Raw genomic sequence first — 16,507 nt, 5'->3', positions numbered from 1 at the left:
ACCCGCACAGCACGCTGAGAGCCCGGCCCGGCGACCTCTTACGGTGGCCGGGCCGGGCCCGTCACGGCCGCCGGGTCAGCGCGGGGCGAAGCGCTGGCCGGCGTCCAGGCGGAGGCACTGGCCGTTGAGCATCGGGTTGTCGACGATGGCCAGGGCGAACTTGGCGTACTCCGCGGGGCGGCCCATGCGCTTGGGGAAGGCGGCGTCCTTGGTGAGGGCCTGGGCGAACTCGTCGGGGATGCCCTGGGTGATGCCGGTGGCGAAGAGGCTGGGCGCGATGGCCAGGACACGTATCCCCAGGGAGCCGAGGTCGCGGGCCATGGTCAGGGACATACCGGCGATGCCGGCCTTGGCGGCGGTGTAGGCGACCTGGCCGATCTGGCCCTCGAAGGCGGCGATGGAGGCGGTGTTGATGATGACGCCGCGCTCGTCGTCCTCGGGTTCGTTCTTGCTCATGTGCGCGGCGGCCAGCCGGGAGATGTTGAACGACGCGATCAGGTTGAGGTCGACGACCTGGCGGAACGCGTCCAGATCGTGCGGGCCTTCTTTGCTCAGGGTGCGCTGGGCGATCCCGCCGCCGGCGGTGGTGACGATGGCGTGCAGCCCGCCGAGGTCGGCGACGGCGGCGTCGATCGCGGACTCGGTTCCGGCGAAGTCGGTGACGTCGACCGCGTGGAACGTCCCGTCCAGGCCCTTGGCCACCTCGTCGCCACCGGATCCGGGACGGTCGAGCACCGCCACGGACGCGCCGCTCTGCGCGAACAGCTCGGCGGTGGCGCGGCCCATCCCCGACGCGCCGCCGATCACGATCGCCTTCTTACCGCTGACTTCCATGCTTCCTCCATCCGCCGGTGAACGCGGACTGGCGCAACACCGAGTTGACTGGTTCGGGCTGGTATGTGGGGCTCACCGCAGCGTCCACCGGCGGGTGGGCACGGCCGAGCGGTCGACCTGGGACAAACCGATCGGGTTGCCGATGTGCGTGTACAGCATTCCGGATCGCAGCGCCTCCGTCCGGGTGGAGTCCAGCGACTCCCACACCGCCCGGACGGTTCCCTGCACCGCCGCGGGCGGTTTCGCGGCGATGATCTGCGCGATCTCCTCGCCCCGCGCCCACAGCTCCTCGCGCGGCAGCACCTCGCTGACCAGCCCGATCTGATGCGCACGCTGTGCGGACATACGCTCGTCCAGGCCGAGCAGCGCGATTCGCATCACCTCGCCGACCGGGATCTTGCGGGCCAGCCCGATCGGCTCCAGCGCCGCGGTCAGTCCGTAGCTCACGTGCGGGTCGAAGAAGGTCGCGTCGTCGGAGGCGATGACGATGTCGGACTCGTTGATCCAGTAGAACGCCCCGCCCGCCGCCATCCCGTGGACGCAGCACACCACGGGCTTCCACACCCGGTTGAGCTTGGGCGACAGCCGGTCGCCGGGGTCCTCCTCCGACCAGACGTTCTCCGGCCGGTGAAAGCCGTCCTTGACGTCCACCCCCGTGCAGAACGCTCGATCGCCCGCCGCGCGGAGGAGGACCACGTGAACGTCGTCATCCTCGCGAACCGTCTTCCAGAGCTCCGCGAACTCGTTGAGCATCGCCTCGTTGAAGCTGTTCATGGCCTCGGGCCGGTTCAGCGTGATCGTCGCGACATGGTCGGCCACCTCGTAGGTCACCGTCGTGAAGGCCATCCGTCCCTCCGGAGTCCGCTCGTCATGGCACCGTCCTAGACTAGGTTCACTACGTTTACGTAGATACCTGGGTCAGTCAAGATTTCGGCCGGGGATGTTCTCCGTGCGGGAGAGCCAGGCGGTGTAGCCGGGGCTCTCCAGCGTCAGCCGGACCAGGATGTCCGCGCCGGGAGTCCCGGCGTAGGCCTGCTCCACCGCGGGGCAGGGTCGGCGCGATGAGCGCCGCAGCCATGATCGTCAGGGTGGCCGCGGCGAGCACGGTAGCCCGTGCCATGGGCCTGGGGGCGAGGCGACTCGGCGATCACGCAGGAGTGGGGTAGGTGGCAGCCCGATGTCACATGACGTCGGGCTGCCAGAGGGGCGTCAGGATTTCGGCTGCGGGGCCGGGGATGCCCAGCGGTCTGCCATCAGCTTGAAGCTGGGCACGTCATCGAGCGATATCGAGTACTCGTAGGTCCTCTCATAGCCGATGGTGCCGATCCGCCACTTGCCGTCCGCGCAGCGCCGGTACGTCTCCTCGTAGAAGGCCGACCCGCGGATCATCACCCGGTACGCCTTGGCGATGACGGTGTCCTCCAGGCACCAGGTGCCCTCGGCCCGGTCGCCGTCGACCCGGATCTCGGGCTGGCCCGCGAAGTGCACGGTGGTGAACTCGGGACCGAGGTCGGCGCGCATGTAGTCGACGATGGCGTCACGGCCCTCCAGGCGCAGCGGCTTGCCGACCGCGCGGGTCCCGTAGGCGGCCAGGGCGTCCTCGGTGAGGGTGTCGGCGAACTCGTCCCAGTCCTTCAGGTCCAGGCAGCGCAGGTAGCGGTACTTGGTCTGACGGATCTCTTCCAAGGCGTCCAAATCCATGCGACGTAGCTTGCTCGACATCGCCCACCCATGACAAGAACGTGTTCTAATTTTCCGGTCCGGCCTGGTAGGCGGTGTTGGTGGGCCCGCCGTGTCAGAGGCTGCGGGTCAGCGGGACGGCACGACCTCTCCAGAGGTGATCGAGTTCGGCGGTGATCCGTGCGAGCGGGCCCGTGCTGGGGAGGTTGGGCAGAACACCTTCGGGCATGTCGACGGTGGCCTACGTGCCCCTGCGGACCTGGCAGCTGATCAAGGCCGGCGCGAGGCCGGGCGACCCGGCGCCCGCGCACGCCACCCAAGAGATCACCGCCGTGGCGGTGCGCGCGGAGCCTGGCGCCGCGGTTGACCTCGCCGCGGCGGACGCCGCCGCAGGCATCGAGAGCCTCACCCTGGAGGAGTCCTACGGAGCCTCGCCCGGCTACACGGCCGGGACGTCCACGCTCCAACTCATCCAGGGGTTCCTGTACGCCATCTCCGCCCTGGTCGTCGGAGCATTCTTCGCCGTCTGGGCGATCCAGCGCAAGCACGAGGTCGCCGTGCTGCGCGCCATGGGTGCGTTGAGAGCCTGGCTGCTGCGCGACGCACTCACCCAGGCGTTCCTCCTCCTCGTCGCCGCCGTCGCGATCGGCGCCGGAATCGGCGCCGGCCTCGGCTCGCTCACCACCGGCGGCGGAGTTCCGTTCGCCCTCAGCGCCCCGAGCGTCACGGCCGCCGCCGCGGGACTCGTCCTTCTCGGGCTCGTCGGCGCGGGTACCGCCGTCGCCTGGATCGCGTCCATCGACCCGGCCACCGCCCTTGGAGGACTCCCAATGACGTTGTCAACTGGCGATGTGGGTTCAGGCCGCTTTGAGGACGGGGGGAGTGGCCTGGAAGGTTCGGTTGTCGCGCAGGAGGGCCCACAGGACGTTGACGCGGCGTCTGGCCAGGGCGAGGACGGCTTGGGTGTGTCTTTTGCCTTCGCGTCGCTTGCGGTCGTAGAAGACGCGCGATTCGGGGTGTTTCTGGATGCTGATCAGCGCGGAGGTGTAGAAGACCCGCTGGAGTCCGCGGTGGTAGCGCTGGGGCCGGTGCAGGTTGCCGTGGATGCGGCCGGAGTCGCGGGCCGCGGGCGCCAGGCCGGCGAAGCCGGCAAGCCGGTCGGGCGTGCCGAAGGCGTCCATGTCGCCGCCGGTGGCGGCCAGGAACTCGGCGCCGAGGATGACGCCGATGCCGGGCAGGCTGGTGATCACCTCGGCTTTCTCGTGCCGGTGAAACCGGCCCTCGATGAGCTTGTCGGCGTCTTTGATCCGCTCGTTGAGGGTCATCACCTCACGGGCCATCGTCTCGATCAGCTCGGCGGCCATGGCCTCGCCGGGCAGTGTGGTGTGTTGGCGGGCGGCCGCGTCGACGGCGGCCTGGGCGAGCTGGGCCGCGCCGCGGACCTTGCGGGTCTTCAGCCACACCTCCAGCCGGGCGCGTCCCAGGTGGCGCAGCCCGGCCGGGGTCTGGTAGCCGCTCAGCAGGATCAGCGGCCCGTCGTTGGTGAGGTCCAATGCCCGCTCCAGGGCCGGGAAGATGCCGGTCAGCGCTGCACGCAGCCGGTTGATGGCCCGGGTGCGGTCGTGGACCAGGTCGGCGCGGCGGGCGGTGAGCAGCTTCAGCTCCACGCTGATCTCATCGCTGGGGCGCAGCGGGAGCAGGTCGCGGCGGATGCGGGCCTGGTCGGCGATGACGGCGGCGTCGCGGGCGTCGGTCTTGCCTTCGCCCCGGTAGCCGTCGGAGGCCCGGTTGACCTTGCGTCCGGAGATGTAGAGCAGCGGCTGGTCATGGGAGGCCAGGATCCCGATCAGCAGGGCCGCTGCGCCGTCGGCCAGGTCCACCGCCCACGTCGCCCCGCCCAGGTCCAAGACGTCGCTCATCAGCTCCAGCAGCTCGGGTTCGTCGTTGGGCACGCGCCGCGACAGCAGCCGCTTGCCGTCTTCGTCGATGACCACGCAGTGGTGGTGGGTCTTCCCAGCATCGACACCAGCCCAGATCCGGCCCATCACACTCCCACTCGACGACGCCACATGTCCCGCAGACGGCCACGCTGGCATGTCCCTACACGGCGATCAGCTCGCAGCTCCCAATCAGCAGCCGTGCCGTCAGGGGGTGCCGGGCGGCCAGTCCTCCAGAGCCACACCATCGGCAAACCGTTGAAAGCCACACCCGGCACCCCTGGGCGCCAGAACCCTACGACGGTCCGGGCCACCCACGAGACTGAAAGGTAGGGAAACCGATGACCGGCCAGACCACGCCGACCGCCGGGCCGCGGGAAGGTGACACACCCGCGCCCAATCGCCCAGGCCTGATCATGGGGGGCGTCTGCCTCAAGCACGGTGACGGCACCGAGACCGTGCAGGCCCTCGACGACGTCGACCTCACGGTGCGCCCCGGGGAACTGGCCGCCATCGTCGGCCCGTCCGGCGCCGGCAAGTCGAGCTTGCTCGCGGTCGCGGGCGGACTCGCCCGCCTGGACCAGGGCACGGTCACGGTGGCCGGCAAGCTACAGCGCCTGCTTGACGCAGCGGGTTCTCATCGACCGGGAGCTGTATCTGCCCGAGTCTTGGTTCGCCGACCCCCACCGGCTCGTCCAGGCGGGAGTCCCCGGGCACACGCGGTTTGCGACCAAGCCGGAATTGGCCTGGCGGATGATCGAACGCGCCGCTAATGATCCGATGCTGGTTTCGGGGTGGGGTGGTCGCATCGAAAGGTCAGGCCATACAGCCTGGCGCGCACGTGAAGCCAGCACCCACTTCACATGGCGGATCCGGCAGCCTCGATCGCGTCCTTACGGGCTTCCGAGGTCCGACCGGATCCAGTTTGCGGCCATCATGTCGCCAGCATGGCTCGCCCTTTTCCCTTGCTGACCGGATTCGGCCACGAGTGGCCACGCATCTCATCTCTTTTCGCCACTTCAGTCATTGTCGCCCCCAGTTCGAGCAGCTCTCGATGGAGGCCGGACTGCCGCCGATCCGGCTCCACGACCTCCGCCACGGCGCCGCGACCTTCCTCCTCGCCGTCGGCTACGACATGAAAGTCGTCCAAGAGACGCTCTGGCTGTCGTCGCTCGCGATTTCTGGCGCCCGAGCCTGACTTCGAGTGTTCTTCATTCCACCAAGGCTCTCAGGCACTCTTATCGTCTCCGCCTAGGCCCGCGACAAAATCGACTTGGGGTGGGCCGAGGGGGCTCCACTCGCCGAAGGTGGATACCACGTTTCTGACGAGATCTCTGGTGCTCGGTGTCCACTCTTCAGCCGTAGTGGCGAACAGCAGGCGATCGGCGCAGAGCCACGCGGCTGCGCGGCATTTCTTGCGGACCTCCTCTTTCCGCCTCGTGCCGGTCAGTTCACCGGGTCTCTTGCACTCCGCCACAGTGAGCCATTCTCGGTAACGCTTGTGGACGCTGGGTGATCGTCAGGTGGTCCGGTCGTTCTCGTGGTGGAGCAAGACGAGGGCGGTCTGGGTGATTGCGCCGATCCGGTAGGGATCGAGGCTGACGTGGCGCAGGGCTTTGAATCGTGTGATGAGCAGGGCGTTGGCGCGTTCGCCGATGCCACGCACACCGCGGAGCAGCTTGTTGTAGGTCTGCTGGTCGGTGGTGAGCCGGCGGCCTTTGAGCTTCTTGACCGGGACGCACAGGACGTATGCGGCGCCTTCGTAACCGAGGTCGGCCAGGCCGGTCAGCTGGTCGCGGGCGGCGGCGAGGGCGTCGATGATGCCGTGTTCGCGGGCGCAGGTCATGTCGTGCTGGCGGCCGGGCCGCACATCGGAGGTCCACAGCGGCCACCCGTCAGGCGCGGAGACGACCTGGATGTTGCCGCCGTGGTGCTTGTGCTTGCCCGACCACCACAGATCCGCGCCGTTGGGCCCGGGCGTGCTGACGCGGTCGGTGGGGATCAGCACTCCGTCCAGGTTCACATGCGACAGCCCGGCGGCCTTGGCCGCTTCGAGTGCCTCGGCCAGGCCAGGGGCTTGAGCGGCGAGCACGTCGATGCCCTCGTGCAGGTAGCGGTACACGGTCTTGCCGCTGATGCCGTGGTCGGCGGCGAGCTGTTTGACGCGGGTGCCGTCCAGGAACCAGCGCAGCACCAGCACCGCCTGGACGAAACAACCCAGTCTGCGGCGACCTCGCCGGGTGCCGCGCCGCCGCCGCTCGGCGTGCAGCAGGCTCGACAGAAACAGCACCGTCTCCCGACGCATGTCCAGCTCGGCGGTGTATGTGACACTTGAGGGCACGTGAAGCCTCTGCTCTATGAAGTTGATCTCTCGACAAGATCACTTCTAGCAGGGGCTTCACGTCTTCTTGGGGCCAGGGCCACCAGGTCGACGGCACGCTCGGCAGTCACATCGCGCGACTGATCGTTACCGAGAATGGCTCAGGGTCGGGCTCGGAGGGTGGTGCGCAGCGAGGTGTCGTCGTGGGGGTCGGGGCTCAGGATGCGGCGGGTCACGGCGTCGTGCTCTTGGAACACGGCGTGGTGGGTGAGGCCGAGGTCGGACCGGAGGGAGGCGGCGAAGCGGTCGCGGAGGGGGACCGAGGAAGAGGAGGGGCCCGCTTCGGTGACGGTCTCGGCGTCCATGGCCAGCAGTTCTGCCCCGTACTGCTCGGCTACCGTGGCGGCGATCTGGAAGCCGTCATGGTCGAGGTCTCCGGCGTAGCGGAGCCGGACGCCTTGGTCGCGGGCCAGTTGCAGGAATACGTGGTCGACGGCGCGCAGGTGGCCGCTGGTGCAGGCCAGCGGGACGTCGGAGCCGCAGGCCATGGCCGCCTCCAGCACGGACGGGTTCTCGACGACCGTCACGGTCTGCGGGGCCAGGGTGGGGGGATCGCGGGTCAGGTCCAGCAGGGTCAGGGCGACCGGGACGTCGGACTCGCGGAGTCTGCGGTCGATGACACCGTCCGCGGTGGTACGGATGCGGTGCAGCAGGATGGTCGACGTGAGCCGGTCGGCGAAGATCCCCGCTTCGGCCAGCAGCGCACGGGTGTGGTGGGGAAGGGTGGGCTCGGGGTGGCCGGTGACCTCCATGACCGCGTAGACCAGGCAGCTGCCGTTGAATCCGCCCAGGTCGAAGTAGTGCGGGTCGCCCGCGCAGTCGTGGGCGAGCTTCGGCAGGCTGACCGGAGGGGTATAGGGCACGCGTTCGGTGACGTGGGCCAGGGCGGTGATGAGGCGGCGGGCCTTGGGGATGTCAGCGCCGATGCCGCTGGTTTTCAAGCGGCGGACCAGCCGGGGGAGGCGGGGGAACGCCGAGTCGGCGTGCTCCCAGAGTTCGCGGCGCTGCCCGGCCGCCTCCCGCCGATCGGCGGCCCGATTCACCACGGGCCTGCCCGTGACCTGCTCGGCCAAGAGAGCGACCTCGTTGGCGGACGCATCGGCGACCTGGAGGAGTTCGCGCAGCGGCACGTCGGTCGTGGCGCCCTCGACAGTGACGGCGGAGCGACCGCGGCGGCGCCGGGTGCAGGTGTCCAGGTATGTACGCAGCTCGGCCAGGGCTCCCAGCGGAAGGTCCGTCACTTTCAGGGTGACGATCTGGTCGGCGGACCGTCCCGCGCAGAGCCGGTCGTGCAGGGCCTTCCAGAAGGGGACGAAGTCCGGGTCCCGGGCGAACTCGGCGAGGATCCCGCTCACGCCATCCCGTCCAGAGTGACCGGCCGGGGTTCGCCGCGGCCCTCCCACAGCCAGGGGATGGTGATGCGGTTGCGGCCGGAGGCGACGACCTGGTGGACCATGGCCCGGCCCGCCTCCCGTTTGATCATGGGGGTGATGGACGGGGTGGTGGCCAGCACGTCGAAGTCCCAGGAGCGCAGCAGCGCCAGCACCTGGCGTAGGTTGGGCTCGTCGAATGCGGCGTCGATCTCGTCGATCGACAGCAGGCGCGGCCCGCGGTAGTCGCCCGAGTACATGGACCAGGCGGCGGCCAGCAGCGGCAGCATCGTGGCGAGCCTGCGCTCACCGGTGGACAGCGTCTCCAGCGGGTTGGAGCGCGTGCCGACCTTGCGGAACGCCTCGTTCGACGATCCGTCGCCGAAGGAGGAGTGGGTCACGAAGATGTCCCACTCGTGCCAGGAGCGGTAGTCGAAGGTGTGGGCGACCCGGTCGGGCCAAGGCTCGTCGGCCTTCGCGTCCATCCGCTGGCGCAGGACGGTGTACATCTCCTCGAAGGACCGGTCGGTCGGGGCCTCCTCGATGAGTTTGATCATGCGGACCGCGTCCTCGTCCTCCTTGCGCACGTCCCAGTCGACCTGGAGGCCGACGTTCGCCACGCCCGTGCGGACGCCGTCCAGCGTCTCGCGGATCTGCCGGACCAGCTCGCGGGCCGCCTCCCGGCGGATCTGGATGTCCTTGCGGAGCCGGGTGAACATGCCGGTGCGCATCGCCTGCTTGAAGTCGTCGCGCAGGTCCTCTTCGAGCAGGGCGATGCTGGCCTCCAGGGATGCCAGGGCATCGCTCAGGTCGTCGCCGCGCACGGTGTCGGGCTCGGCGACGACGGCGCGGCGCCACTCGGTCCCCTCGATCGAGACGAGCATGACCTGGCGGTTGAAGCGGGCCAGTTCGCCACTGGTGTCGCGGGCGCTGTTCTCGACCGTTTTCAGTGCCCGGTCACGGAACCGGACGAGCTGGGCGTGCCGGTCCGCGTGCGCGTGGCGGTCGGCCAGCAGCAGCCGCGACCACTCCAGGGCGGCGGTCAAGTGGGCCGGCCGGCCGGACGGGTCGGCGGTGATGCCGTCCGGCAGCGTGGCCAGACCCTCGTCGATCAGGCGGCCGAGGGCGCGCACGGAGCGGTCGCGTTGCTGCTCAGCGGCCCGGCGTTGCGGAGCGACGTTCTCCAGGGTGACCTCTGCCCTGGTCTGCTCCTTGTCGGCTTCCTCCTTCTCGGTGCGGAGTGTCTCGATCTCCGACTTGACCCGGCCAAGCTGTTCGGAGAGCCGGTTCTTGGTGGTGAGAAGGTCGTCGTATTCGGCGCCGTAGAGCCTGCGCATCGTCTCGACCGCAGCGACGGCCTTCCTCGCTTTGGCGCGTGCCTCACCGGCCCGGTCGGACATCCTGGCGGCAGTGGCCCGGGCCGTGGCGGCGGTCTGGTGATCGCGGCGTGCGGCCCGCATCAGTTCGGTGCAGCGGAGAGCTGCCATGCGGCCATCCCGGACCAGCAGTTCGAGCGCGCCGACCGCTCCGGCGTGGTTGTCCAGGGCGTCTTGGGACGTGGGAAGCAGGGAGCCGTCCGGGAGGGCGGCCGCCTTGTTGAGGGCGCCCAGCGCGGAGCGGACCGTCCTGGTGGCCTCGTCATGCTTCTCGGCGGCGTCGATGGCGGCGGTCTCGGCGCGGATGAGCGCCTCCTGCGCGCGATCTTCGGCGCTGTGCGCGGTGCGGACGGCGTTCACCGCGGAGTGGGGGAACCCGTTCTGTTCTCCGTCAGCCTCCTCCTGGGCGCGGGCGGCTTCCAGGCGGGCGGTCTCGCATCCTTGGGCGGATCGCCGCAGTTCCGCGGCGTTCTCCTCCGCCTTGGCCGCGGCGGAGCCGGCGGATCGTGCTGTCCGCTCGGCGTGCTCCAGGCTCTGCCGGGCTCGATCGAGCCGGGCGGAACGTGCGTCGGAGCGTTGCCGGAGGGTCGTCATGACCTGCTGGAGCGCGAGGTCCGCCTGAGCGGTGCGCTGCGCCGCCTGCCGCTCGGTGATGGAATGCTCGCGGGTCAGGCTGGCGAGGTCGTGGCGGGCCGAGGAGAGCGCGTCGGCGGTGGGCAGGGCATCCCGTTCGGCGGCCGCAGCGAGGACGTGGCCTTCGCGTCGGCTGAGTTCCTGGCCGGCCAGTCGCAGTTCCTGCTCGCGCTCGGCGAGGCGCTGCTCCAGATCCGCGAGGCGCTGTCGCCGGGCGCGTTCCCGGGCAGTACGGCCGATGTAGGCCGCCTGGTAGCCCTGGGGACAGGCAGCGGTGAGCACGCCGTTGCGCAGGGCACCGGGCGCGGGGGAGTCGACCGGGATCGAGCGCAGCAGCCGGTGGATCGCCTCGGCGGAGCCGCCGTCCTGCGCGTCGGGCTGGAGGAAGTCGGCCAGTGTCCGGTGCGGGGCGGACGCGGTGGGGGTGAGGACGAGATCACCGGCGACCGGGCGGCCGTCCGGCCTGATCAGCGCGTCGAGGAGACCCGACGCCAGCAGGGCTCCTTCGAGCCGGTCGGCCTCCTCGGCGGGAAGGTGGCCGGCGAAGTCGACGACGGCCCACAGGGGGACGCCGTCGTCGGCCGAGCGCGACCGCCATTGCGGTGCGGGCGGGACGAGGGCGGTCCGGCGCGCTCGCACGACGTCGGCGCGCAGTTCCTCGATGCCTGCTTCGATCGTTTTGATGACCTCGCGGGCCTCGGCGACCTGATGGTGCAGTTCCGCGGCGGCCGCCGCGTGGGCCTTGTGGGCGGCCAGGCGGACGGACGCGGGCTCGACCCCGCGCAGCGCCTCGTCGGAGAGCGGAGCCGACGGCTCGGGGAGCGGGATGGCGCCGGGATCGAGGTAGGCCAACGCCGTTCGCCAGCGGTGAGCGCCGGCCAGCCAGTCGCGGGCGGCCTGGAGCGCGGCGGCCGCGGCGTCGGAGCGGCGCCGCCAAGCGTCCCGTTCCGCCTCCCCCGCGTCGGTGATCTCGCGGTGGTGGTCGGCACGCCCCTGCTCGAGCTCGGTCTCATCGGCCTGTTCCGCGGCGGCGTTCTCGGCCTGGACGTCCAGCAGGCCGCCTTCTTCCTCCCGTACCACGTCGAGTGCCCGGCGGTGGGCGGCGTGGGCGTCGGCGGCGAGCCCTTCGGCGGCGTTCACGAGGGCCTCGGCGGTCGCCGCACGTTCCCGATGCCCGGTCAGGTCGATGCGCAGGCCGGCGGCCGCCACCTCCTCGGACAGCCATCGCCGGATCCGGTCCGCGGGCAGGCGGTCGTTCTCCGCGGCCTGATCCGGTGCGCACAGGTCGGGTGGCGGCGGCCGGAGGTGGCGCAGCCGGCCGGACCAGGTGCCGAGCCCGTCGAGGAACACGGTCTCGGCCTCCTGCCGATCGCGGGTGGCGCCTTCCAGGGCTTCGCGCGTGACGGACTCCCCGATCTCGGCCTCCTGCCTGCCCTGGGCGAGGGTCCGTTCCGCCGTCTGGGCCTCGAAGTGCAGGCGCAGCGCGGTCCGGACCCGGGCGACTTTGCCCGTGCGCGCTTCGGTCCAGGCGAGCGGTGTCGCGCACAGTTCGTCCAGATCGACAGCTGGCGGCTCGGTGTGCGGCTCGGCGGCACAGAGCCCGCGGTAGACCGAGATTATGCGGTCGGTCGCGGACGCGGCACCGAGATGTTCGCCGTCCTGCCGTAGCCGCTCGGCGAAATCGAGCAGATGACTCTGCGCCTGGTGTGCTCTGGAAGCCGATTCCGCGGAGCCGTCCATCGCCGTACCGGCATCGGTGGCGGCCTGCTCGGCCTGCGCCTCGGCGTCGGCGGCGGTGTCGTCCAGCTCGGCGGCGCGTTCCTCGCGAAGGGGCAGCTCGGCCCCCGCGTGGTCCCTGAGCATCCCCTCGGCGGCGGACAGCTCGCCTTCCAGCCGAGAGACGCCCTCGTACTTCCGCGCGAGCCGCCGCTGGATGCCCTCAGCCGTCGCCTGGGCCCTCTCCAGATCATGGGACGCCTGGCGCGCCTGGCGGGTCTGTTCGTCGTAGGCGTTGTTGGCGGCGGCCAGTTCGGCGGCCTGGAGCTGGGCGACGGCGCTGCGGTAGCTGCGGTAGTGCTTGTCCGTCTGGGCCAGCAGCCGCGCCTCCTTGCGGGACTGGTCGAGCTGCTTCTCCAGCTCGGAGATCCGCGCCATCGCATCGGCGACGACCTTGAGCCGATCGGGTTCGAGCGCTGGCAGCGCGTCGGTGAGGACTTGGCGCATTTCCTTGGGTGAGATCGCCTCAGCCGTCCGCACGCTGCGCAGGCTGCGCAGCACACCCACGAGGGCCTCGAACTGGATCTCGTTCAACGGGGCGAACAGGTGGTTCCGGACGGCGTCGCGGAACTCGTGCTCGTCCCCGAGGCTCAGCGGCACGCCGGCGAGTGCCGAGCGGGGGACGGCCGAGGACAGGAACAGCCGGCCGCCGAGTGCGGCGAGCTGCCCGCCGAGATCGTCGATCTTCACCGTGGCGCGTTCGCGCCGCAGGGCCAGCTCGTGGCCCACGCGCGCTGGCACGATGAAGAAGGCGCGCTGGAGTTTCCCGCCGGTCGAGCGCAACCACATCCCGGTGGTCATGTACCGGGTCTGCCCGGTGCGCTCGTCGCGGTACCCGTACTCCAGCCACCACAGACCGGTCCGGTCCTCCTGCTCGTTGCGGTCGGTGTGCCTGCTGGCCAGGGTCCCGCTGGCCTTTCCGGACACCGACAGCGCCTTCTGCGAGATCTCGGCGTCGAGCAGCACGGTGATCAGCATGGAGGCGGTGAGCGACTTGCCCGAGCCGTTGGGCCCGGCGAGGGCGAGCCAGCCGCCGGCGAAGAAGAGGACCTCGTCCGACCAGGCCCACGAGTTGATCGCGCCGGCCCGGGTCGGCTGCCAGCGGCCCTCGGCACCCGGAACGCCCGGCACCGTCGTCTCGGTCACCGGGTGGAGCGGGTTTGCGTCAGGGGACACGGCTGACTCCTCAGTCCTCGTCGGTGAGAAGGGAAGGCTGAACCGCTGATCCGGCGTCCGTGCGGGCGGCGGCGGGAACCGGCGGGGAGTGGACCTTGACATGCCACAGGCGGGCGCCGGGTGTGGAAAGCCAGGTGCCGCCGCGGTGCGGATCGGGACGCAGCAGCCCGACGTTGGTCAGCTCGGCGGCGGCGACACGGGCGAGCACCGGCAGCCTTCCAGCGTAGGCGGCGGCCCAGCGGGGCCGATCCCGGCGCGCCAGTTCCAGCACCTCCACCGCCTCAGCTGTGGACAGCGGAGCCGCGGGGTCGGTGCGGCGAACGATCGCCGCCAGCAGGGCGAGGGAGGCCTGCCGTTCGGTGCGGCGTCCGTGGGGGAACTCGATGCCTGTTCCGGTTCCGTCGCGATCTGTCACTTCCCACCAGTCCCGGCGGACCGTGGCGATGTAGCCGAACGAGGTGATGAGGTCCAGCGCGCGCTCGCGCCCCGCGGGGGTGTGGAGGTAGGGGGAGCCCTCGGTGGGGTCGTCCACCGGATCGGTCGCGGGGTCGTCGGCGATCCGGCGCATCAGCCTCACCCGCCGTTCATCCAGCGACGGCACGTCGGACTCGGCCGAATCGCTCAGGGTCGCCCGCGACAGCGCCGCGGCGTGCTGCTCCGGCGGGAGTGACGCGAGGCCGAGCAGCAGGGGGGACAGGGAGGAGAACTTGGTGGCCAGACGCTCCCGGGAGGCCGTGACCACCAGGTTGGCCTCCTCGTCGTCCACCACGCGGTCGAGGTCGTCGTCGACGGTGGCCGTACCTTCGGCGACCAGCAGCTTCAGCGCGTCCACGAGGCAGAGCCGATTGCTCCGCGCCTGCTGCTTGGACACGTCCTCGGCGAGAACCACCGGAAACGGGGGGAGGGTCCTTTCGTCCTCCTCAGTGGCGCACGTCTGGGCGATGGCCTGGAGGAGCTCCTGGAGGCTCATCCGCGACCTGCGCCACAGCTGCTCGCAGATCAGCGCACAGCAGATCAGGACCTTCTTGGACGCGAGGGGGCCGTCCCCGCGCGCACGCTGGAGCCGAGGCCCTCGATCGGACGGCACGTCCGCCCGGCGCTTGTGCAGCCGGATGAGGGAGGCGGTCTCCGACACCTCTAGCGTCCAGCCGAGCTCGTCGTGGAAGAAGGCGGTGAGCCGTTCGCGCCCTTTGAGCGCTGTGCGGTATTCCTCCGGGTGGAATTCGGCCCGGAGGCGCCCTGTGGCGTTCAGGATGCGCGCGGCCGGGCTGAGGTCGGGGTCGAGGCGCCGCCCGGTCATGCGATGCCCTGCCGGGACGGCATGTTCTCGATGGGAGGGGACGCACCCGGCTCAAGCGAGGTGACGCGCAGGCGCAGGTCGCGTCCCCAGAAGGACAGAGCCCCTTCGGCGAAGTCCGCTCGGGCTGTGGGGCCATGGTCGATGCAGCGGATCTCGACCAGGACGTCCGCCCCGTCCACGTGCCCCGCCCCGGTTCCCGTCACGGGGTCGAGGCGCATGAGCGCGGTCTCCACGGCGCGCAGCAGGGTCTCGACGGCCTCCGCGCCCAGCCCCGCGAAGTAGGAGAGTTCCACTTCGCCGGAGGTGACCAGCAACTTGGCCAGGCGGCGGTTCCGCTCCGCCTCCGCCATGGCCTCGGCCAGCGCGGCCTTCCGGTCGGCGGCGGTGTCAGGAACCGCACGGGGACGGCCGCTGGTCCGGCCTTGCCGCTCGTGCTCGCGGAGCGTCACCTCCACACGGTGGCGATCGGGGCGGCCTGCCGCCTCGGTGCCGTGGGCCACATCCTCCTCGGCCCGGGGGGTGACCGCATGCCATGCGGACCAGTCGCCGAAGGCGGCGGCATGGATGCACCGCGCGTCCTCGTCGGACCGCTGCCGGTGCAGGCTCTGGGCCAGGGCGTGGAAGTCGGCCCCGAGGTCGGAGCCGCGGCGGCGCGCCGAGTAGCGGCGGTCGATGGCGATGAGGAGCGTGTAGACGGCGCCGGACGCGGAGGAGATGAGCCGCTGGACCGTGCCCTCCGGGGCGAACCAAGATCCCAGAGCCGACAGCAGCCGTACCCGCTCCTCGACCCAGTGGTGTTGGTCGCGGGCGTCGATGAGCCCGGCGTGGGCGACCGCGGCCTCGGCGACCTGGCGGTGGCCGACCCGCTCCAGATCGGCCAGTGCCTTCTCGACCGAGACGAACGCTCTCTCGTACTCGCGGGGGAATTGCCGCAGCGCCTCGATGACACGATCCCTGTTCGCTCCGAACAGCATGTCGTTGGTGACGTCCGCCTGGACCAGCTGGCCGAGCGCGGCGTAGAAGTCGGCGGTCACACGCTGGAGTTCGCCGATGCGGGTCCGGACGTCGTCGAGGTCCATCGGCAGCAGGCCCCTGCCCCTGCCCTCCTTGACATGGGCGGTGTCGTCGCCTTCCGCGAAATGCCTGATGATCTCTCGGATCGTGGTGGCGATGCTGTCGAGCAGGCGGCTGGGCAACTGCAAGGCGCGGCCGACGTCCAGGACCGCGTCCCGTACGGCCGCCACGACCGTCCGGCCCCGGCGGGTCAGCGCCCATGCCTCCTGCCTGACGATCAGCCCTTGGTAGTTGCGGACGGGGACGGCGTAGTCGCGGAAGGGTTCGGCGAGCCCGTCGCCTGCCAGGCGTTCCAGGGCGCTGCGCAGATCCTGCTCCGACAATGGAGCGTGGAACCCGATCTCGCGCATCTCGGCCGTGATCTCATCGAGATCGGCCATGGGGCCGCAGGTCGACAACCGTTCCAATGCCGCTAGGAGCGCGGTCCACCGATCGCGTGCCAGATCGTCGGAGAGGGAGAACACCGCCCAATCGGAGTGCTGTACCGCCTGCCACCACAGCCGTGGTTGTTCCAAGGCGGCCTCCCAAGCGTTGGTGACTGGCGCCCGCTCTGGCTGAGGCTGTCAGGAGTATCAAGAATAGTCCCCTGGGGAGTCACATTCCTTCGGAGATGGCCGCAATCTGCCATTCGGCAGTCATGGTTTGTCTTTTTTGCTGCGAATGTATTTTCGATTCTGGGTGCCGACCACGTCCGCGGGGACGTCGCCCCGGGCGGGCGTGCCCGCGGAGGTGGGACCCGCACCGGCGCCGTCCGCCTTGTCGCCGTCCCACAGGACGACGGTGAGGGCCATCGTGGCCGCGATGGCGGTGACCCCGGCCCCTAGCAGCATCCAGCGCCGGGTGGCCAAGCGCCGTGACCCGGCCCTGTCGTAGGGGGCGTCGGCCCCGGCGGAGGGGACGAGGGTGGCGGGGATGTGAGCAGAGGGGACGCGTGCGCAGGGGAGGTGAGCGGCGGGGAACCGGATGGAGAG

12 protein-coding genes and 2 pseudogenes are annotated in these 16,507 nt (G+C 70.5%); 3 read left to right on the top strand and 11 right to left on the bottom strand.

The features are described from left to right. Positions 1-75 precede the first annotated feature (75 nt). The 5 genes from E1285_RS21435 to E1285_RS21410 form a co-directional block, all read right to left on the bottom strand. Positions 76-834 (bottom strand): SDR family NAD(P)-dependent oxidoreductase, encoded by a 759-nt coding sequence (locus E1285_RS21435; protein WP_132154770.1) that lies wholly within the window; start codon positions 832-834, stop codon positions 76-78. A 72-nt stretch (positions 835-906) separates the two neighbouring features. Beyond that, entirely contained in the window at positions 907-1,680 is a 774-nt protein-coding gene (locus E1285_RS21430; RefSeq protein WP_132154768.1) for an enoyl-CoA hydratase/isomerase family protein, read from the bottom strand. Between the two features lie 72 nt (positions 1,681-1,752). Beyond that, a complete protein-coding gene (locus E1285_RS48210) occupies positions 1,753-1,875 on the bottom strand; it encodes a hypothetical protein (protein WP_279510080.1) in 123 nt (40 codons plus the stop codon). 168 nt (positions 1,876-2,043) lie between these two features. Continuing rightward, positions 2,044-2,535, bottom strand: a complete 492-nt coding sequence (locus tag E1285_RS21420) for a nuclear transport factor 2 family protein (RefSeq protein WP_132154766.1) — start codon at positions 2,533-2,535, stop codon at positions 2,044-2,046. Positions 2,536-3,371: 836 nt separating this feature from the next. Beyond that, the gene (locus E1285_RS21410; RefSeq protein ID WP_132154764.1) at positions 3,372-4,559 is read right to left on the bottom strand and encodes an IS110 family transposase; all 1,188 of its coding nucleotides are present in this window, start codon (positions 4,557-4,559) and stop codon (positions 3,372-3,374) included. A gap of 308 nt (positions 4,560-4,867) precedes the next feature. Here E1285_RS21410 and E1285_RS21405 point away from each other — a divergent pair. The 3 genes and pseudogenes from E1285_RS21405 to E1285_RS45700 form a co-directional block, all read left to right on the top strand. Continuing rightward, positions 4,868-5,050, top strand: a pseudogene (locus tag E1285_RS21405) (ATP-binding cassette domain-containing protein); the annotation flags it as partial. 31 nt (positions 5,051-5,081) lie between these two features. Continuing rightward, positions 5,082-5,219, top strand: a pseudogene (locus E1285_RS47480) (transposase); the annotation flags it as partial. A 286-nt stretch (positions 5,220-5,505) separates the two neighbouring features. Then, on the top strand, positions 5,506-5,649 hold the full coding sequence (locus E1285_RS45700) for a hypothetical protein (protein ID WP_207946712.1): 144 nt from the start codon (positions 5,506-5,508) through the stop codon (positions 5,647-5,649). A 321-nt stretch (positions 5,650-5,970) separates the two neighbouring features. Here the strand turns inward: E1285_RS45700 and E1285_RS21390 are convergent, their stop codons facing one another. From E1285_RS21390 to E1285_RS45695, 6 genes are all read right to left on the bottom strand, one after another. Beyond that, on the bottom strand, positions 5,971-6,756 hold the full coding sequence (locus E1285_RS21390; protein WP_132154760.1) for a transposase family protein: 786 nt from the start codon (positions 6,754-6,756) through the stop codon (positions 5,971-5,973). Between the two features lie 176 nt (positions 6,757-6,932). Then, positions 6,933-8,186, bottom strand: a complete 1,254-nt coding sequence (locus E1285_RS21385) for a TIGR02679 domain-containing protein (RefSeq protein WP_207946711.1) — start codon at positions 8,184-8,186, stop codon at positions 6,933-6,935. Further along, on the bottom strand, positions 8,183-13,162 hold the full coding sequence (locus E1285_RS21380; protein WP_132154758.1) for an SbcC/MukB-like Walker B domain-containing protein: 4,980 nt from the start codon (positions 13,160-13,162) through the stop codon (positions 8,183-8,185). The genes E1285_RS21385 and E1285_RS21380 overlap by 4 nt, the downstream gene beginning before the upstream one ends. A gap of 10 nt (positions 13,163-13,172) precedes the next feature. Then, positions 13,173-14,462 (bottom strand): DUF2398 family protein, encoded by a 1,290-nt coding sequence (locus E1285_RS21375; protein ID WP_132154756.1) that lies wholly within the window; start codon positions 14,460-14,462, stop codon positions 13,173-13,175. Further along, on the bottom strand, positions 14,459-16,051 hold the full coding sequence (locus E1285_RS21370) for a DUF2397 family protein (RefSeq protein WP_207946710.1): 1,593 nt from the start codon (positions 16,049-16,051) through the stop codon (positions 14,459-14,461). The genes E1285_RS21375 and E1285_RS21370 overlap by 4 nt, the downstream gene beginning before the upstream one ends. A gap of 120 nt (positions 16,052-16,171) precedes the next feature. Then, on the bottom strand, positions 16,172-16,507 hold a 336-nt coding region (locus E1285_RS45695; RefSeq protein ID WP_207946709.1), incomplete at its 5' end, for a hypothetical protein.

Origin of the sequence: Actinomadura sp. 7K507 (assembly GCF_004348425.1) — a bacterium.
Classification (GTDB): Bacteria; Actinomycetota; Actinomycetes; order Streptosporangiales; family Streptosporangiaceae; genus Spirillospora.
This window is presented reverse-complemented; position numbering and strand designations above follow the sequence as displayed.

Bases quoted from the DNA above. Each gene is read 5' to 3' on its own strand.
- E1285_RS21420 (WP_132154766.1), bottom strand. From the start codon at position 2,535: ATGGATTTGGACGCCTTGGAAGAGATCCGTCAGACCAAGTACCGCTAC.
- E1285_RS45700 (WP_207946712.1), top strand. From the start codon at position 5,506: ATGGAGGCCGGACTGCCGCCGATCCGGCTCCACGACCTCCGCCACGGC.
- E1285_RS21375 (WP_132154756.1), bottom strand. From the start codon at position 14,462: ATGACCGGGCGGCGCCTCGACCCCGACCTCAGCCCGGCCGCGCGCATC.
- E1285_RS21390 (WP_132154760.1), bottom strand. From the start codon at position 6,756: ATGCGTCGGGAGACGGTGCTGTTTCTGTCGAGCCTGCTGCACGCCGAG.
- E1285_RS21410 (WP_132154764.1), bottom strand. From the start codon at position 4,559: ATGGGCCGGATCTGGGCTGGTGTCGATGCTGGGAAGACCCACCACCAC.
- E1285_RS21435 (WP_132154770.1), bottom strand. From the start codon at position 834: ATGGAAGTCAGCGGTAAGAAGGCGATCGTGATCGGCGGCGCGTCGGGG.
- E1285_RS21430 (WP_132154768.1), bottom strand. From the start codon at position 1,680: ATGGCCTTCACGACGGTGACCTACGAGGTGGCCGACCATGTCGCGACG.